Annotated in this window: 15 protein-coding genes, 1 tRNA gene and 1 pseudogene; 12 read left to right on the forward strand and 5 right to left on the reverse strand. The window is 39.7% G+C overall.

Features of this window, described 5'->3' with window-relative positions:
- The first annotated feature begins 22 nt into the window (after nucleotides 1-22).
- The 3 genes from NC797_RS12170 (at nucleotide 23) to NC797_RS12180 (ending at nucleotide 3,827) form a co-directional block, all read left to right on the forward strand.
- The gene (locus tag NC797_RS12170; protein ID WP_272437064.1) at nucleotides 23-2,161 is read left to right on the forward strand and encodes an ATP-dependent Clp protease ATP-binding subunit; all 2,139 of its coding nucleotides are present in this window, start codon (nucleotides 23-25) and stop codon (nucleotides 2,159-2,161) included.
- A gap of 144 nt (nucleotides 2,162-2,305) precedes the next feature.
- Nucleotides 2,306-2,593 carry a hypothetical protein gene (locus NC797_RS12175; protein ID WP_272437065.1) on the forward strand — a complete coding sequence of 96 codons (288 nt, stop codon included), beginning with the start codon at nucleotides 2,306-2,308 and terminating at the stop codon, nucleotides 2,591-2,593.
- 283 nt (nucleotides 2,594-2,876) lie between these two features.
- A complete protein-coding gene (locus NC797_RS12180) occupies nucleotides 2,877-3,827 on the forward strand; it encodes a ComEC/Rec2 family competence protein (RefSeq protein WP_272437066.1) in 951 nt (316 codons plus the stop codon).
- A gap of 23 nt (nucleotides 3,828-3,850) precedes the next feature.
- Here the strand turns inward: NC797_RS12180 and NC797_RS12185 are convergent, their stop codons facing one another.
- Together NC797_RS12185 and NC797_RS12190 are read right to left on the reverse strand one after the other, a co-directional pair.
- Nucleotides 3,851-4,726 (reverse strand): carbohydrate kinase family protein, encoded by an 876-nt coding sequence (locus NC797_RS12185; protein WP_272437067.1) that lies wholly within the window; start codon nucleotides 4,724-4,726, stop codon nucleotides 3,851-3,853.
- On the reverse strand, nucleotides 4,723-5,622 hold the full coding sequence (locus tag NC797_RS12190; RefSeq protein ID WP_272437068.1) for a pseudouridine-5'-phosphate glycosidase: 900 nt from the start codon (nucleotides 5,620-5,622) through the stop codon (nucleotides 4,723-4,725). Before NC797_RS12190 ends, NC797_RS12185 begins: the two co-directional genes overlap by 4 nt.
- A 387-nt stretch (nucleotides 5,623-6,009) precedes the next feature.
- Between NC797_RS12190 and yhfH the strand changes: the two genes are divergently transcribed.
- The 5 genes from yhfH (at nucleotide 6,010) to NC797_RS12215 (ending at nucleotide 8,428) form a co-directional block, all read left to right on the forward strand.
- Complete coding sequence (gene yhfH, locus NC797_RS12195; RefSeq protein WP_272437069.1) at nucleotides 6,010-6,138, forward strand: protein YhfH; 129 nt, start codon at nucleotides 6,010-6,012, stop codon at nucleotides 6,136-6,138.
- Between the two features lie 59 nt (nucleotides 6,139-6,197).
- Nucleotides 6,198-7,478 carry an isocitrate lyase gene (aceA, locus tag NC797_RS12200; protein WP_272437070.1) on the forward strand — a complete coding sequence of 427 codons (1,281 nt, stop codon included), beginning with the start codon at nucleotides 6,198-6,200 and terminating at the stop codon, nucleotides 7,476-7,478.
- A gap of 143 nt (nucleotides 7,479-7,621) precedes the next feature.
- Nucleotides 7,622-7,694 (forward strand) — tRNA-Ala (locus NC797_RS12205).
- Between the two features lie 148 nt (nucleotides 7,695-7,842).
- Nucleotides 7,843-8,127 (forward strand): type II toxin-antitoxin system Phd/YefM family antitoxin, encoded by a 285-nt coding sequence (locus NC797_RS12210; protein WP_272437071.1) that lies wholly within the window; start codon nucleotides 7,843-7,845, stop codon nucleotides 8,125-8,127.
- The gene (locus tag NC797_RS12215; protein WP_272437072.1) at nucleotides 8,111-8,428 is read left to right on the forward strand and encodes a type II toxin-antitoxin system RelE/ParE family toxin; all 318 of its coding nucleotides are present in this window, start codon (nucleotides 8,111-8,113) and stop codon (nucleotides 8,426-8,428) included. The genes NC797_RS12210 and NC797_RS12215 overlap by 17 nt, the downstream gene beginning before the upstream one ends.
- A 1,088-nt stretch (nucleotides 8,429-9,516) precedes the next feature.
- Here the strand turns inward: NC797_RS12215 and NC797_RS12220 are convergent.
- The 3 genes from NC797_RS12220 to NC797_RS12230 form a co-directional block, all read right to left on the reverse strand.
- Nucleotides 9,517-10,311 (reverse strand): ABC transporter ATP-binding protein, encoded by a 795-nt coding sequence (locus NC797_RS12220; protein WP_272437073.1) that lies wholly within the window; start codon nucleotides 10,309-10,311, stop codon nucleotides 9,517-9,519.
- Between the two features lies 1 nt (nucleotide 10,312).
- A complete protein-coding gene (locus NC797_RS12225; RefSeq protein ID WP_272437074.1) occupies nucleotides 10,313-11,296 on the reverse strand; it encodes an ABC transporter permease in 984 nt (327 codons plus the stop codon).
- Nucleotides 11,297-11,368: 72 nt separating this feature from the next.
- Nucleotides 11,369-12,409 carry an ABC transporter substrate-binding protein gene (locus tag NC797_RS12230; RefSeq protein WP_272437075.1) on the reverse strand — a complete coding sequence of 347 codons (1,041 nt, stop codon included), beginning with the start codon at nucleotides 12,407-12,409 and terminating at the stop codon, nucleotides 11,369-11,371.
- A gap of 241 nt (nucleotides 12,410-12,650) precedes the next feature.
- Here NC797_RS12230 and NC797_RS12235 point away from each other — a divergent pair, with 241 nt between their 5' ends.
- From NC797_RS12235 to NC797_RS12250, 4 genes and pseudogenes are all read left to right on the forward strand, one after another.
- Nucleotides 12,651-13,514, forward strand: a complete 864-nt coding sequence (locus NC797_RS12235) for a hypothetical protein (protein WP_272437076.1) — start codon at nucleotides 12,651-12,653, stop codon at nucleotides 13,512-13,514.
- Nucleotides 13,515-13,540: 26 nt separating this feature from the next.
- On the forward strand, nucleotides 13,541-14,596 hold the full coding sequence (locus NC797_RS12240; protein WP_272437077.1) for a putative sodium/potassium/calcium exchanger: 1,056 nt from the start codon (nucleotides 13,541-13,543) through the stop codon (nucleotides 14,594-14,596).
- 180 nt (nucleotides 14,597-14,776) lie between these two features.
- A pseudogene (locus NC797_RS12245) lies at nucleotides 14,777-15,937 on the forward strand (hydantoinase/carbamoylase family amidase); the annotation flags it as partial.
- Between the two features lie 105 nt (nucleotides 15,938-16,042).
- Nucleotides 16,043-16,243, forward strand: a complete 201-nt coding sequence (locus NC797_RS12250) for a YwbE family protein (RefSeq protein ID WP_272437078.1) — start codon at nucleotides 16,043-16,045, stop codon at nucleotides 16,241-16,243.
- Nucleotides 16,244-16,292 lie beyond the last annotated feature (49 nt).

The raw sequence follows: 16,292 nt of genomic DNA on the forward strand, positions 1-16,292 counted from the left end.
TATAACGAAGGAGGAAGAATCCATGCAATGTCAACACTGTGGACAGCGTGAAGCAACAATGAATGTAACCCTTCAAGTGAATAACCAAATGCAGCATTTACAAATATGTGAAACATGTTTTCGTCAAATAAAAAAACAAGCAACAAATCCATCTAATTTTTATAAAAATACAGGATCGAATGACTTTTTCAGTCAATTTTTTGGTGGTAATAACCAAGCTTTTTCTGGGTTCCAACAACAGCAGCAACAAAATGACACAAACCAAAAAGGCTCAGGTCTATTAGACGAACTAGGTAGAAATGTAACGAATGCAGCACGTACAGGCCTAATTGATCCAGTGATTGGTAGAGATAAGGAAATAAAACGAGTGACAGAAACATTAAACCGTCGAAACAAAAATAACCCAGTTTTGATCGGTGAACCTGGTGTTGGTAAAACAGCAATTGCTGAAGGATTGGCTCTTAAAATTGTTGAAGGAGATGTTCCGTCTAAGCTTAGAAGCAAAGAAGTATATTTACTAGATGTTGCTTCTCTTGTAGCTAATACAGGAATTCGCGGTCAATTTGAAGAACGGATGAAACAACTCATTTCGGAATTACAGCAACGTAAAAATGTGATTTTATTCATAGATGAAATCCATTTGCTAGTAGGAGCAGGTACAGCAGAAAGCTCCCAAATGGACGCAGGTAATATTCTAAAACCAGCATTAGCTAGAGGAGAACTACAGGTAATTGGTGCAACAACTTTAAATGAATATAGAAAAATTGAAAAGGATGCAGCACTTGAACGACGCTTCCAACCAATCATGGTCAAAGAACCAGCAATTGAAGAGGCTGTGCAAATTCTTACTGGATTGAAAGAAAGGTACGAGGCCTATCATCAGGTTCGGTACACAGAGGAGGCGATTCGTAGTGCAGTAACCCTATCAAAACGTTATTTGCAGGATCGCTTTTTGCCAGATAAGGCAATTGATTTAATCGATGAAGCTGGGTCACGATTAAATCTTGAAAACAGTGAGACAGATAAACAGACCATACAAGAAAGCTTGGATCAATTAGCAAAAGAGAAGCAAGAAGCTGCTGAAAAAGAGGACTATGAGCGTGCCGCAAAGCTTCGTCACCAAGAAATTAAATTAGAAAAGCAGCTTAGTGAGGCAAACGAAGAAGCTGCAAATGTGGAAGTAACGGTAGAGCACATTCAAGCGATTATAGAAGAGAAAACAGGTATACCAGTAAGAAAAATCCAATCGGATGAACAAGTGAAGATGAAAAACTTAGCTAACAACTTAGCTTCTAAAGTTATTGGGCAAGAAACTGCTGTCCATAAAGTAGCAAAAGCAGTACGCCGTAGCCGTGCTGGCTTAAAATCGAAACAACGTCCAATAGGTACATTCTTATTTGTTGGACCAACTGGAGTAGGAAAAACCGAGCTAACAAAAGCCTTAGCAGAAGAGTTATTTGGTACAAAGGATTCACTGATTCGCTTAGATATGAGTGAATATATGGAAAAACATTCCGTTTCAAAAATTATTGGTTCACCTCCTGGCTATGTGGGTCATGATGAAGCTGGGCAACTAACTGAGCATGTACGTCGTAACCCATACAGCTTAATATTACTAGACGAAATCGAAAAAGCGCATCCAGATGTTCAACACATGTTCCTCCAAATCATGGAGGATGGACATTTAACCGACAGTCATGGTCGTAGAGTTAGTTTTAAGGAAACCGTGATTATTATGACAAGTAATGCCGGAACAGGACAGAAACAAGTTAAAGTAGGCTTTGAAAAAACAGAACATGAATCATCCTCTTTCCTCGAATCGTTAAGTGGATACTTTAAGCCGGAATTTCTTAACCGATTCGATGCGATCATTCCATTTAACGAATTGTTGCAGGACGATCTAGTACAAATAGTCGACCTCATGTTAGCTGAGCTAAAGGGGAACTTGCAAGAAGAGGGAGTAACAATTGAAGTTGATGAAGAAGCGAAACAACATCTTGCAAAAATAGGATATGATCCACGCTATGGCGCGCGACCGCTACGACGTGTCATCCAAGAAAAGGTAGAGGATGGGATTACAGACTTAGTCTTAGATGAAGAGAATGTCACGAACGTGAGAGTATCGCTTATTAATGAAGAGGTAAAGGTTATCAAGGGATAGTCAAGAAAACTCTGTGATTGCTTAGCCGTAGTTGGCCATTGCACGTATAGAAAAGTAAAAAAACTGCTTTTTTTCCGAGTAAACGAATTACAATTGCACACCCTAACTCTTGTAAGTTTAAAAAATTAGGAGGGTGTATGAATCATGGCACAACAAAACCAACAACAATTACAACAAGCTGTTCAATCTGCACAACAGGCACAGCAGGCTGTACAGCAAGCACAAGCAAGTGCTAATCCACAACAACTGCAACAAGCACAACAGCAGTTGCAGCAAGCGCAACAGCAAGTGCAACAAGCACAACAACAAGCAGGTGCAAATGCTCAACAAAACCAGCAGTTACAACAAGCACAGCAACAGGTTCAACAGGCGCAACAACAAGTTCAACAAGCACAAGCGAATGCCCAGTCCCAGCAAAATAAAACGCAATAACAGAACGCAACTTCAAAAAGGAAGTCCAGTCACTGGGCTTCCTTTTGTAGTTGAGCATAAAAAAGATGAGACTTGTTCACTAGAATAAAAACCCGCCATAATTCTAATTCTAAAAGTACTATATAAGAGGTTGTTCAAAAAGTCACCAAATGATAAGCTGCGCATCTCGGGTCCACACGATGTGGGTCATGCAGGCGTTGCCACAGGACGTGGGACATTAGTCGACCTTCTAATTTGCCGACTTTTTGAACTACACTATAAAGAATTTTGAGGGGTGACAAAAGTGCCAAATTGGAGGATTCTATTGCTCGTATTCATTCTTACCTTCATCATACCTCAGATTCCTATGTCTCATGCTACTGCTGAATCACATGTGAATAGCTATCAACCATGGGATTTTATTTTGAACACGAAAACAAGTGAGCCTCGAAATAAAGAAATGAAGGTTCACTTTATTGATGTTGGGCAAGGAGATAGTATTTTGATCGAAACACCGAATGGCAAAAACATGCTCATTGATGGTGGTGCCCCGTCAAAAGGAAAAGATGTAGTTCGCTATTTAAAAAAAGAGGGGATCACCACCATTGATCTCGTCGTTTCAACGCATCCAGATGTTGACCATGTTGGTGGTCTTGCACATGTTTTGGAAGAATTAAATGTAAAAAAAGTGTTAGATAGTGGGAAGCTTCATACAACAGAGATGTACTATGATTATATAAACCAAATTAAAAAACATAATATTCCAGTTGAACTTGCACAAGAAGGTCAAAAAATTGAACTGGATCCAAAAATCGACATAAAAGTGTTAAATGATTATCGCTTTATGAAAACAAACAACCAAGCATCACTTGTCCTTTCTGTAAAATATGGCTCTATTGATTTTTTATTAATGGGTGACGTTGAGATCGATCAAGAACAATATTTACTCGATCGATACAATCTACGTTCGGAAATTGTAAAGGTTGGCCACCACGGATCAGACTCATCTAGTTCTTTTGAATTTCTGCAGAAAGTGGATCCAGAGGCGGCCATATTGACGTATGGGCCAAATAATGAATTTGGGCATCCAGTAGACAGAGTGATTGAAAATTTACAGCAAGTTGGGTCAACCATTTATTCCACAGCAAAATCTGGCAATATTGTTATTACCACAGATGGAAACACCTATGATGTGAAAGTATCAGGAAAGTCATATATTACAACTGACAGTAAATCTAATCCATTCGTGCGGTAAAGCAGAGACGAAAAACCGCTATTTTATGGACGGCCACCGTATTTTTGTACGGTGATCGCCGCTGTGTTTGTTGCGGTAATGGCAGCCTTTTCGACACTATTTGTTTTCATGTAGTTTGCTAGGAAGGATCCGATAAAGGAATCACCTGCACCAGTAGTATCCACCGCTGTAACATTTTTAGCTGGAAGATGGTTAAGAAGGTCATCTTGATAAAACATACACCCATCTGAACCAAGTTTTAAAATAGGGTATTTCACCCATTCACGTAATGCGGCCATTATTTTAGCGGGATCTTTTTGACCCGTTAACAGAATCCCTTCCTCCAAATTAGGAAAAAAGAAATCGGTATGCTGAATAAAATCTAACATCCATTCTTTGTGTTGTTCTAAGAAATAAGTTGAACTCGGGTCAACTGCTATCATAATGTTATGCTCCAGAGCCGTTTCCTTTGCAAACATGCTAGCTTCCCGTGTTTTAGATTCAAACAGACTATAACCTGAAACATAGATGCAGTTACTTGACATAATCGTTGGCGCTACTCGTTTTACTTGATCGACATTTAGTGCCGCGTTTGCGCCTCTGTCTGTGAACATCGAACGTTCACTATTTTCACCATCTACAAGAAGGACTATTTTTCCCGTTTCTAAAGATGCGTCACGATCAACTGCTAAGGTAACCCCAAGCTTTTCCGCATCATTCAGGAGAAAATCACCGTACAGATCTTGTCCGACACGGCCAATCAAGGTGACAGGCTCTTCATTTATAGCGATCCAGGCAGCGACGTGATTGGCTTGTCCACCTGCATGGGTTGTAATCAATGCAGGTGCATCCGTAGCGTAGTTACCACCATGGTGCTTAACCACCAGATCAACAACTAAGTCGCCGACAACCGTAATCATTGCTTATAACGAACCGCAAACTGAGCGGCAACCTTTGCATTGTTTTTCATGAGGGAGATGTTTGTTTTCAAACTTTCTCCTTCCGTTTGATCTTTAATATGACTAAGTAAAAACGGGGTAATGTCTTTTCCTTTAATGTCTTTTTTGTTGGCTTGAATTAATGCTTTATCAATAATACCTTGGATGAATTCACGGTCCATGGCATCCTGGTTTGGAACTGGAACGGCAACATGGACAGCCTGTTTCATGTTTAGGTGATCTTTGACTTTCATTAATGCTGCAAGTTCATCACGTGTAATGGATTCTACGACTTGATCCGTCTCGCGGAAATAGAATCCAGGATAACGATCTGTCTCATACCCATATACAGGTACCCCAAGCGTTTCTAAAAACTCCAGTGTTTTCGGTATATCTAAAATAGATTTAACGCCAGCAGAAACAATACAAATATTGCTTTTTGCTAGTTGGACTAAATCGGCTGAAATATCTAAGTGTTCAGCAACATCACGATGTACCCCACCTAATCCACCAGTTGCAAAAAATCTAATTCCTGCTTGATGTGCAGCATAGGCGGTTGTAGCCACTGTTGTTGCGCCGGTAAGTTCTTTTGCTAACACGCCTGGCAAATCGCGGACGCTTGTTTTTACTACGTCATCTTCGGTTCCGAGCCGCTCGATTTCATCCTTTGTTAATCCAATTTTAATTTGACCGTCCATGATGGCAATCGTTGCGGGAACAGCACCTTCATCTTTGATTATTTGTTCGACTTCAAGAGCCATCTTGATGTTTTCTGGATAAGGCATCCCGTGTGAAATGATCGTAGATTCTAGTGCGACAATTGGTTTGTTTTCGATAAGAGCTCTTCTTATTTCGTCGCTATACGTTAGTACATTCATGTGTAAGTCCTCCTATGTTATGCGTGTGTACCTAATCAGTTTACCATTTAATCATCATTAGATATAGTTTTATCCTTTTTGCACAAGTTCTTCAGACTGATATTAATCTATAAGTGGTTTTAGGGTTTTAGACGCCCATCTCTAAGCGAAGTGTAGGTGGGAATTTCCGATCAGGTGGAGTCGAGATTCCATCTGATTACCTGATGTTTCAGCTTGCTGAAACGAGTTCGCTTCGATCTTCTTACACTGTTGCAATGTCTTTTAAAGGCCTATTTTCAAAAAATTCGATAGATTTTAAAGTATATTATATAACAGTATTGACATTTTATAAATTGTTATAATACAATACTGTTATAGTACAACAGAAGACAAAAAGGAGGGGATAGCATGTTACCACTATCATTCTACCGAAACTTGCCTAAAAAGATTTGTCGGGAGTGTGGTTGTGAAATTGAAGAGCAACACGAATCATATTTGTTTGAGTGTGAACGATGCATGGCAAAATGCGAAGAGTAAATTATGTGTATTATAACAGATGGTGATTTGTTATGAATTATTGTTAGGGGGATTTAAATTTGAGTAAAGAACGGGTTCATGAGTTGGAAGTAATGTGGGAAAACGAAAAGCGTTGGAAGGATATAACGAGACCGTATTCTGCAGAAGAGGTTGTACGGTTAAGAGGTTCAATTGATATCGAGTATACACTGGCAAGAAAAGGTGCACAGAAATTTTGGGATCTTCTCCAAACAGAGCCCTATATTCATGCATTAGGAGCACTTACTGGAAATCAAGCGGTTCAACAAGCAAAGGCAGGGTTAAAAGCAGTCTATTTGAGTGGCTGGCAAGTAGCGGCAGATGCCAACCTTTCTGGTCATATGTATCCCGACCAAAGTCTGTACCCCGCGAACAGTGTTCCGCATGTAGTAAAACGAATCAATCAAGCGCTCCAAAGAGCAGACCAGATTCAACACCTTGATGGAAAAGATGAAATCGATTATTTTTTACCTATTGTAGCGGATGCAGAAGCAGGATTTGGAGGACAACTAAACGTTTTTGAGCTAATGAAAGCGATGATTGAAGCAGGTGCGTCAGCCGTACATTTTGAGGATCAACTGTCCTCTGAGAAAAAGTGCGGTCATTTAGGTGGAAAAGTACTCTTGCCAACTCAAACGGCTGTTCGAAACTTAATATCGGCGCGACTTGCAGCAGATACAATGGGGGTACCAACGGTCTTAATTGCACGTACGGATGCTGATGCAGCAGACTTAATAACGAGTAACATAGATCCAAGAGATAAAGAATTCATTACTGGTGAGACTACAGATGAGGGGTTTTATCGAACGAAATCTGGAATAGATCAAGCAATTGCAAGAGGACTGTCATATGCACCATATGCGGACTTAATTTGGTGCGAAACATCGGAACCAAATCTAGAACAGGCTAAAAAGTTTGCAAATGCAATCCATGAGCAATTCCCTGGCAAACCTTTGGCATACAACTGCTCTCCTTCGTTCAATTGGAAAAAGAAATTAGATGAACAAATGATTAAAACGTTCCAACAGCAAATTGCGGATTTGGGTTATAAATTCCAATTTGTTACACTAGCAGGTTTTCATGCACTCAACTATAGTATGTTTGATCTAGCAAACGGGTATAAAAAGAGAGGAATGGAAGCATATTCAGAAATGCAGCAAAAGGAGTTTGCTGCTGAATCGGATGGATATACAGCGACCAGACATCAGAGAGAAGTCGGAACAGGTTATTTTGATGAAGTTGCACAAGTAGTATCAGGTGGAACATCGTCAACCACCGCATTAAAAGGATCAACAGAAGAACAACAATTTTCCAAGGTTTAAGGTAAGAAAAAATAAGCAGTCGCAAGGAACGTTTCCTTGCGACTGCTTATTTTGATTAAAAGTTTGTCTCGCGCAATTTCCATCTTCTTATTGCGAAAAAATTCAGTGTCCATTATAATAAATTTTGCGGGATTTGAATATATGGGGCATTAGCTCAGCTGGGAGAGCGCTTCGCTGGCAGCGAAGAGGTCAGCGGTTCGAGCCCGCTATGCTCCATCTATATGATTTCAAGAACGTAGCCAAGTGAGGTTGCGTTTTTTTTATTTAAATCATAAAAAGGTGAAGTTCTTTATATTGTAACATATATTGTAGTACAATAAGGATATGATGAGTATCAAATAATACTACGGGGTGTGCGTGAATATTGAATATTAAACCTTCTGCAGTAATCAGGAAAAATTATAATCAAATTTCACAAATGTGTAAAGAAACAGGAGAGCCAGTCTATCTTACTAGAAATGGGGAGGGTGATTTAGTTGTGATGAATATTGAAGCGTTTGCAAGACGTGAAAGCATGCTCAGATTAAGAGAAAATTTGGTGGCAGCTGAAGAAGATAGGTTAAACGGAAAACAAGGTAATTCCATTGATGATGTAGCTTCCATGATGAAGAATGCTATAAAAGAGGTTATGAATGGAAAAAGCAGATAAAAGATATACAGTAATTATTTCGGATATAGCTACTGAAATGCTCGTATCTCATGCTAGGTTTTTGACTAATGTAAGTAATGAAGCTGCAGAAAAACTTATTGAAGATTTTACAGTTTCAGCTAAATCCTTAGAAACCATCCCAGAACGAAACCCATTGCTTTCTGACCTCTCTATACCAAGTAATAAATACCGGAAGTTATTATTCGGAAAACGTTATCTTATGGTTTATCAAACAAAGAACAGCCATGTATATGTTGATTATATTATAGATTGTAGGCAGGATTATCAGTGGCTTTTGTAGTTTGTTCGAATTAGGGCAGTGCAAGTAACAAAAGCGGGAGAGCGCTTCACTGGCAGCGAAGCGGTCAGCGGTTCGAACCCTCTATGCTCCATCAAACATACAAGAGTAACGTAGCCGTTAGTGGTTACGTTTTTTTGTGTTTAAACCGCAAAAGAATGAAAGGTTTTATAAGTACGTGTTCAAAAAGTCGACAAATTAGAGGCAAGCAGGTCGAGGTGGCACAGTGTAGGAGACTGTTCATCCTTATTTAAGTATCAGCCTCTCAGTCCGCCTAGAATCTTTAGCGGACTGAGAGGCCGCTATTTGGCCAAAAACGGTGGAATTGTCGGGTTTAGCGGACTGAGAGGCCGCTAATTGCCGAAAAGCCAGCCGTAAATAGCCCGCTTAGAGCAAATAAGCGCCTGTGAGTCCGCTCAACCAAGGAAACGATGCTTTTTACCGAAAATAAGGGCCTCTCAGTCCGCCTAGAAAATTTTGCGGACTGAGAAGCCGCTATTTGGCCAAAAACGGTGGAATTGTCGGGTTTAGCGGACTGAGAGGCCGTTAATTGCCGAAAAGCCAGCCAAAAATAACCCGTTTAGAGCAAATAAGCGCCTGTGAGTCCGCTCAACCAAGGAAACGATGCTTTTTACCGAAAATAAGAGCCTCTCAGTCCGCCTAGAAAATTTCGCGGACTGAGAGGCCGCTATTTGGCCAAAAACGGTGGAATTGGCGGGTTTAGCGGACTGAGAGGCCGTTAATTGCCGAAAAGCCAGCCGTAAATAGCCCGCTTAGAGCAAATAAGCGCCTGTGAGTCCGCTCAACCAAGGAAACGATGCTTTTTACCGAAAATAAGAGCCTCTCAGTCCGCCTAGAAAATTCCGCGGACTGAGAGGCCGCTATTTGGCCAAAAACGGTGGAATTGTCGGGTTTAGCGGACTGAGAGGCCGTTAATTGCCGAAAATCCAGCCAAAAATAGCCCGTTTAGAGTAAATAAGCGCCTGTGAGTCCGCTCAACCAAGGAAACGATGTTTTTTACCGAAAATAAGGGCCTCTCAGTCCGCTCCTATATTCTTCGTTTGTTGTCGCCCTTATTTCGACGTATCCTATTAACCTAATATAGCTCGGTCATTATCTAACATTTTTCCGCGAATACGTTGGAACTCATGTAAGAGCTTTTCAATGGTTAACTCTTGTTTCTGATCTCCAGATACATCGAAAATGATTTGGCCTTTGTCCATCATAATGAGCCGATTGCCTAGATCTAAAGCCTGTTGCATATTGTGTGTAACCATTAATGTAGTTAAATTAAATTTATCAACGATTTCTCCTGTTAAATTAGTAATTAACTCTGCACGAGATGGATCTAATGCAGCGGTGTGTTCATCTAAAAGTAATATATTTGGTTCTGTAAAAGTAGCCATTAATAAAGACAGTGCTTGTCGTTCGCCACCTGACAATAAGCCAACCTTTGCTGTTAGACGATCTTCTAGACCAAGTTGTAATGTTTGTAGAAATTCGCGGAAAAGCTCTCGACGTTTTTTACTTACACCCGCTCGAAGTCTTCTTTTTTTGTTACGTGCATATGCCATCGCCAGATTTTCTTCAATTGTCATAGATGGTGCCGTTCCAGCCATTGGATCTTGAAAAACGCGACCAATATAACTAGAACGTTTATACTCTGGTAAATGTACGACCTGACGTCCATCAATAGCAACTGTACCGATGTCAGGCTTTAAGCTACCAGAAATAACGTTCATTAATGTAGACTTTCCTGCACCGTTACTCCCAATAACCGTAACAAAATCACCCTTCTCGAGGGTTAGGTGAATATCCTGTAATGCTTTTTTCTCATCGGGTGTATCTTCATTGAAGGTTAAAGCTATGTTTTTAAGACTAAGCACATTAAACCTCCTCCGTTTTCTTGTTGAGTGCCATTTTCTTACGCTGTCTTCGCCTATTTTCTTTACTAGCTGTGATGATTTTTGGGGCTATTAGAGCAACGATGACTAATAATGCAGTGATTAGCTTCATATCACCTGTTTTTAAAAAATCTACACGAAGTGCCAATGTAACAACAATCCGGTAAACAATTGCTCCACCTATAACAGCTAGTGTCGTTCTTGCGATATTTTTTGTTCCAAATAATGCTTCCCCAATAATAACGGATGCAAGACCAATTACAATCATACCAATTCCCATGTTCACATCTGCAAACCCGCCATATTGAGCTACTAATGCTCCTGATAAAGCAACTAGCCCATTTGAAATACCCAACCCAGCGATGGTTAGTGTATCCGTATTTGCTGACAAACTGCGAATCATTCTTTCGTTGTCACCAGTTGCTCGTAATGCTAAACCTACTTCCGTTTTTAAAAAATAATCAGTTAGAAGTTTAATGAGTACAGTAACGATAATCATGAAGATAAGTACAACCCATGTATCAGGGAAACGTTCGACCCCCATCAAACCAATGAATCCATTTATTGCTTGATCAATACCTGTTGCATCCCAAATAGGTTCTAAATTTTTAAAAAGGGTAGATTCTCTAATTAAAGATAAAGTGGGACGTCCTAAAATTCTTAAATTAATGGAGTATAGAGCGATCATCATTAAGATCCCTGATAACAAAGGATTAATTTTTCCTTTTGTATTAAGGATTCCAGTTATACTACCAGTCAAAAATCCAGCTAATAATGCTAACAATGTTGCTAGGATTGGTGGCACCCCATTCGTAATTGAGATGGCCCCAACAGCTGCCCCCGTCACAAAACTTCCATCAACCGTTAAATCAGGAAAATCTAATACACGGAATGAAAGATATACGCCCAGTGCCATAATGGCATAAATTACTCCTGATTCCACAGCTCCGAATAATGAAATAAACATGAAGTTCTCTCCTTCTATCTAGTGAAAAGAAAACCGACATTAAACCAAAAAGGAGAAATGTCGGATTTTTTCTTATTCTGTCTCCGTTTCTAAAAACTGTGCTTTTTCGTCCCATTCGTCATTCCATTCTACACCTTGTTCTTTTGCTGCTTCTTTATTAATAAAGAGCTGCATGTTAGGCGGGTATTCCACTGGGATATCTGCGGTTGTTTTTTTCCCTGTCAACACTTCAACAGCCATTTCACCTGAGCGGTAACCAATTGTGTTATAATCTATCCCATACGTAGCAAACCCACCAGCCTTTACAGAGTTAGGCTCACCTACAATTAAAGGAACGTCCTGCTCGTTTGCCACTCCAATTACCGTGTCAAGAGCAGAAACTACTGTGTTATCGGTAATGACATAAATCACATCTGCTTCTCCAACTAATGTCGTAGTAGCTTGTTGTACTTCTGCCGAGGTCGCAACTGTCCGTTCTACTGTACTTAAACTTGTTCCTTCAACAGCAGCGTTAACTGCTTCAATTTGGGTAACAGAATTTGCTTCACCTGCATTATAGATGAGTCCAACATTAGCACCTTCGAAATAGGTGTCAATAAATTTGACTGTATTTTTAATCGCATCTGGATGGAGGTCAAGTACTCCAGTTATATTATCACCTGGTTGATCCATCGCTTCTACTAATCCAGCGTCAACCGCATCTGTTACGGATGTGAAAATAATAGGAATGTCTTCTGTTGCCTGCAATGCACCGAGAGCACTTGGTGTTGAATTAGCAAAAATTAAATCAACGTTGTCTGCCACAAAATTGTTAGCAATAATACTTGTGTTATTTTGGTCGTTTTGAGCATTTTGAAAATCGTATTCCACGTCTAAACCAGCATCTGCAATCGCAGCTTTAAAACCTTCATAAGCTGCATCAAGTGAAGGGTGTTCAACGATTTGAGTAGCTCCTATTGTATATTTTTCTTCTCCTTGTTCTCCTTCTCCTTGTTCATCTTGCCCATTCAGATCTTCTGAACCGGAGTCTGTTTCATCGCTCTCAGATGAGCCACAAGATGCTAAGACCATCATACTTGCAATTATAAATATAAATAATAACCACTTTTTCATCCATGTTCCCCCTCGTGAATTTGACGTAAATTATATCATAAATTGATTGGTTAGGGTACATGTATTGTGTAATTGGTTTTTGAGGAGGATGTTGACAAGTGTTTAGTGATTTCATTCAAGTTAGGCTTATTTTGTCATCCATTTGGAGACATTTTAAAAGATAAATTGCCTTCAACCGACAAAAAACTACTAAATTACAAGAACTCTATAATAGAGAGCCCAGATGGAAGGAGGTGAGAATGTGAAAACTCGCAGCATGCTCATTAGTGCGAGTGTACTTGCACTCTTTGTCGTGGCAATGCCTAATAATGCGTTTGCCAGTCCAAATGAGGAAGCATTAAAAACCAATATAAAAACAAAACAAAACATTAAGGGTGCAATAAATAGGCAGGCTACAATTAAGCAGACTACAATTACAAAAGAACAAAAAACGATAAGCAAAGCAGATAAGGCCAAAGATACAAATAAGAAACAGGACAATTCCCAGAGCAAAAGGGTCGTTGACTTGCCTGATCAAGCAAACAGTAAAGCAAAAGAAGCAATAAACAAAACTGTAAAGTCTACCAATAAAAAAACGGATCAGGTAGTGAAAGAAAGTCGTAGTCCTCAGATTAAATCAAAGAATAGGCCAAGTCAGGAAACCATTAGTGAATCGGATCGAACCAACGATAACCAACTAAATCGTAAAAAAGAAGTCGTTGAAACAAATTTGACTGGTGCTGAGTTTGAGCAAAAAGACGATTTTACAAAAGAAGAGAATTCCGTAGCCTCAGAGATTAAGGTAGAAGGACAAGCCGAAAGAGAGGAAAACCAGGAAAAGAATGTTCCTTTTGGAAAAAGGGAATTTCCTCATTTACTTAGTTTGCTGCCGCTTCAATCTGCAACAAAAATGCCAAGCATAAATAAGGATATTGTAAATGCTGGCCCATATTGGTTTGCTCCACTTACATCTGTAGTCGATGGGAAAGAAGTTAATGTAACAGAAGGTTTTCTATCACGTCAGTTTATTTATCGAAATCAATGGGTGAATGCACCGCCATCACCACCACCAAAAACATATCTTTTTTTCTATGAAAACAGCAAACAGATATTAACAAATTCTTAAAAATAGGAAAAAAGGAGAGACTATACATGAAAATCAATCTAGCAAAAGCAACAATAATGGCAGGGGTTTTTTCTGTCGGAATTCTAGCAGGAGGTCTTCAAATCGAAGCAGCTAGTAACGATGGTATGCAAACAATTCAAGGAAAACAAAACTCAGAACTTGAAGTGGAGGCGAACATCCAACAAGAAGGAGATATACAAGAGCAAGAAGAGGTAGACGCTGACGAAAAAGAAAAAACATCTGTTGCACGTAAATCAAAATCAAAAGCTAGTGAACATGCAAGTGCACAAGCAAAAGCGAATGCATCTAAGAATGCAGCCGTTTATGCGAATGTGGAAGAAGATGTGGAGGCAGAAAACGAAACAGAGTCAGAAGTAGAAGTTGCAAGTGAAGATGAAAGTGCAATGGCAGAGGATGCGAATCTTGAAGAGGAATCTGCAGATATGGACACAGAAGAAGAAGCTCTTGAAGTTACAGTAGAAGATACGGAAACTTCTGTGGAAGAGGAAGTTAAAAATCCGTCTGCAGAAAATAAAGCCCGTTCTATGGCAAGCGAACGTGCAAGTGAACGAGCAAAAGAACGTGCATCTGCAAATGCAGCAGTTCATTTTAGTGCTGAGGATCAAGAAGAAAGCGATGCTGACGGAGAAGATGTGACTGAAGAAGCAGATGAGGTACAAGAAGAAGCAGATGAAGTACAACAAGAAGCGAATGAAGAAACAAATGAAGTTGTAAAAGAAACAAATAAAACTGAAGAAGAAGGACAAGAAACGATCGAGGGAACAGAAGCTACAATGGAAGAAGTGGAACAAGACACTGAAAATACAGTAGAAGAAGCAGAGGAAGCTGTCATCGAAACTGAAGAAGAAGGAGTTACCGAGACGAATAATGCTTCCGAAGCGACAGAATCGGAATTAGAAACGATCTTTCCAAGGTTAGAGACAATTTTACAATCAACTATTTCCGAATTAACGGATGAAGAAGAGCAACTACACACAAATCTTTTTTCTTCCATTATGGCGCAATTAGAGTCAGCGTTTGCAGCTGATTTAGCAGTAAACGAAACTAGTTCTGTCGAATAGATAACTGAAATAAGTAAGTTAAGGGTGTCCCTCCTATAATTAATGGAGGGGCACCCTTCTTAATGAGAATATTCATTAAATCACATTTCAGCTTAAATTCCTCTTTTCAATCCACTCATACACCTAAAATATGATACATTATGAATAGATCGTTATGTTAAATGAAAGGGAGGAAAATGGATGAATAAAGAACGGCTGTGGAATCGACTGCATGAATTGAGTCAATATGGAAAAGATCCGATTGCAGGACATACTCGGTTTTCTTTTACAAAAGAAGAAAGAATGGCAAAGGATTTAACGGCAAAATATATGCTTGAAGCGGGATTGGAAATAAGAGAAGATGCGATTGGCAACTTGATTGGTAGAAAAGAAGGCACAATGAGCGATGCTCCTGCAGTGCTTATTGGATCACATCTGGACTCCGTACCACAGGGTGGAATGTTTGACGGACCACTTGGTGTGCTTGCAGGAATCGAGGTACTCCAGAGTATGAACGAAAGAGAGATCGTAACAGATCATCCGATTGAGGTGATTGCTTTTACTGATGAAGAAGGTAGTCGTTTTCAATTTGGGTTAATCGGAAGCAAGGCCGTTGCGGGTGTGCTAACAGAAGAAGATTTGCAAAGAAGTGATCAGAACGGAATTACATTGGGACAAGCAATGAAAGAAAATGGCTTTGATCCATTACGGTTCAAAGAAGCCGCAAGAGATCCTAAAACGGTAAAAGGATATGTGGAAGTCCATATTGAACAAGGTAAGGTACTCGAAACGAATAACCTGCCTATAGGAGTTGTGTCAGGTATTGCTGGACCACTTTGGTTAAACTGGAAAATCAAAGGGGAGGCAGGACATGCAGGAGCCACCCCGATGCAACTCAGAAAAGATCCGCTTGTAGCTGCTGCTGAGATTATGCAGGATATAGAAGAACAATCCAAGAAATATACAAATGCCGTAGCAACGGTTGGTAAAATTTCCATTAAACCTGGTGGTGTAAATGTTATCCCAGGTGAGGTAGAATTTACTCTTGACTTACGAGACATTGATGAGTCCGTCCGCGACACAATAGAAAAAACAATTGTGGCTAATGCAAATAAAATTTGTTCAAAAAGAAAAGTTGAATTAGAGGTTACAACTTTGCAAAGAGTAGCGCCAGTCCCATGTTCACCAGAAATTCGTGAAGTGATCGAGCATGCTTGCAGTCAGTCAGGTGTAAAAGCCTACACCATGCCGAGTGGAGCGGGTCATGATGGCATGCAGTTTAAAGACTTTTGTCCGATTGGCATGATTTTTGTGCAGTCTAAAGATGGAATTAGCCATAATCCAGCAGAATGGAGCACGAAATAAGACTGTGCCAAGGGAGCGGAAGTTTTGTATCATACCGTATTAGGTCTTGCAAATAGTAAATAGGCAATAAATACAAGTTGAACTAGAAAGGCTGGATCTATCATGACAACAGAAGGACAATACCGGAAAAATATTTCACCAGGTAAGGAAGTTGAAATCGTATTAAAAAAAGATCAAAGAACAGGTGAAAAAACGAAAGGGATCGTACAGGATATTCTAACTAATTCTCCGTCACACCCTCACGGCATCAAAGTTCGACTCAATGATGGACAGGTAGGTAGGGTTAAAAATATTATTTCTTAAAATCAACTGTTCGATATTTTGGTTAATAAAATGAAAATAGCCCTCCAGT

It is taken from the genome of Terrihalobacillus insolitus, from assembly GCF_028416575.1.
GTDB lineage: Bacteria > Bacillota > Bacilli > Bacillales > Amphibacillaceae > Terrihalobacillus > Terrihalobacillus insolitus.

What these genes read in the sequence shown, in the direction of transcription:
- NC797_RS12170 (WP_272437064.1), top strand. Translation starts at nt 23, where the DNA reads ATGCAATGTCAACACTGTGGACAGCGTGAAGCAACAATGAATGTAACC.
- NC797_RS12175 (WP_272437065.1), top strand. Translation starts at nt 2,306, where the DNA reads ATGGCACAACAAAACCAACAACAATTACAACAAGCTGTTCAATCTGCA.
- NC797_RS12185 (WP_272437067.1), bottom strand. Translation starts at nt 4,726, where the DNA reads ATGATTACGGTTGTCGGCGACTTAGTTGTTGATCTGGTGGTTAAGCAC.
- NC797_RS12190 (WP_272437068.1), bottom strand. Translation starts at nt 5,622, where the DNA reads ATGAATGTACTAACGTATAGCGACGAAATAAGAAGAGCTCTTATCGAA.
- yhfH (WP_272437069.1), top strand. Translation starts at nt 6,010, where the DNA reads ATGTTACCACTATCATTCTACCGAAACTTGCCTAAAAAGATTTGTCGG.
- NC797_RS12215 (WP_272437072.1), top strand. Translation starts at nt 8,111, where the DNA reads ATGGAAAAAGCAGATAAAAGATATACAGTAATTATTTCGGATATAGCT.
- NC797_RS12225 (WP_272437074.1), bottom strand. Translation starts at nt 11,296, where the DNA reads ATGTTTATTTCATTATTCGGAGCTGTGGAATCAGGAGTAATTTATGCC.
- NC797_RS12230 (WP_272437075.1), bottom strand. Translation starts at nt 12,409, where the DNA reads ATGAAAAAGTGGTTATTATTTATATTTATAATTGCAAGTATGATGGTC.
- NC797_RS12240 (WP_272437077.1), top strand. Translation starts at nt 13,541, where the DNA reads ATGAAAATCAATCTAGCAAAAGCAACAATAATGGCAGGGGTTTTTTCT.
- NC797_RS12250 (WP_272437078.1), top strand. Translation starts at nt 16,043, where the DNA reads ATGACAACAGAAGGACAATACCGGAAAAATATTTCACCAGGTAAGGAA.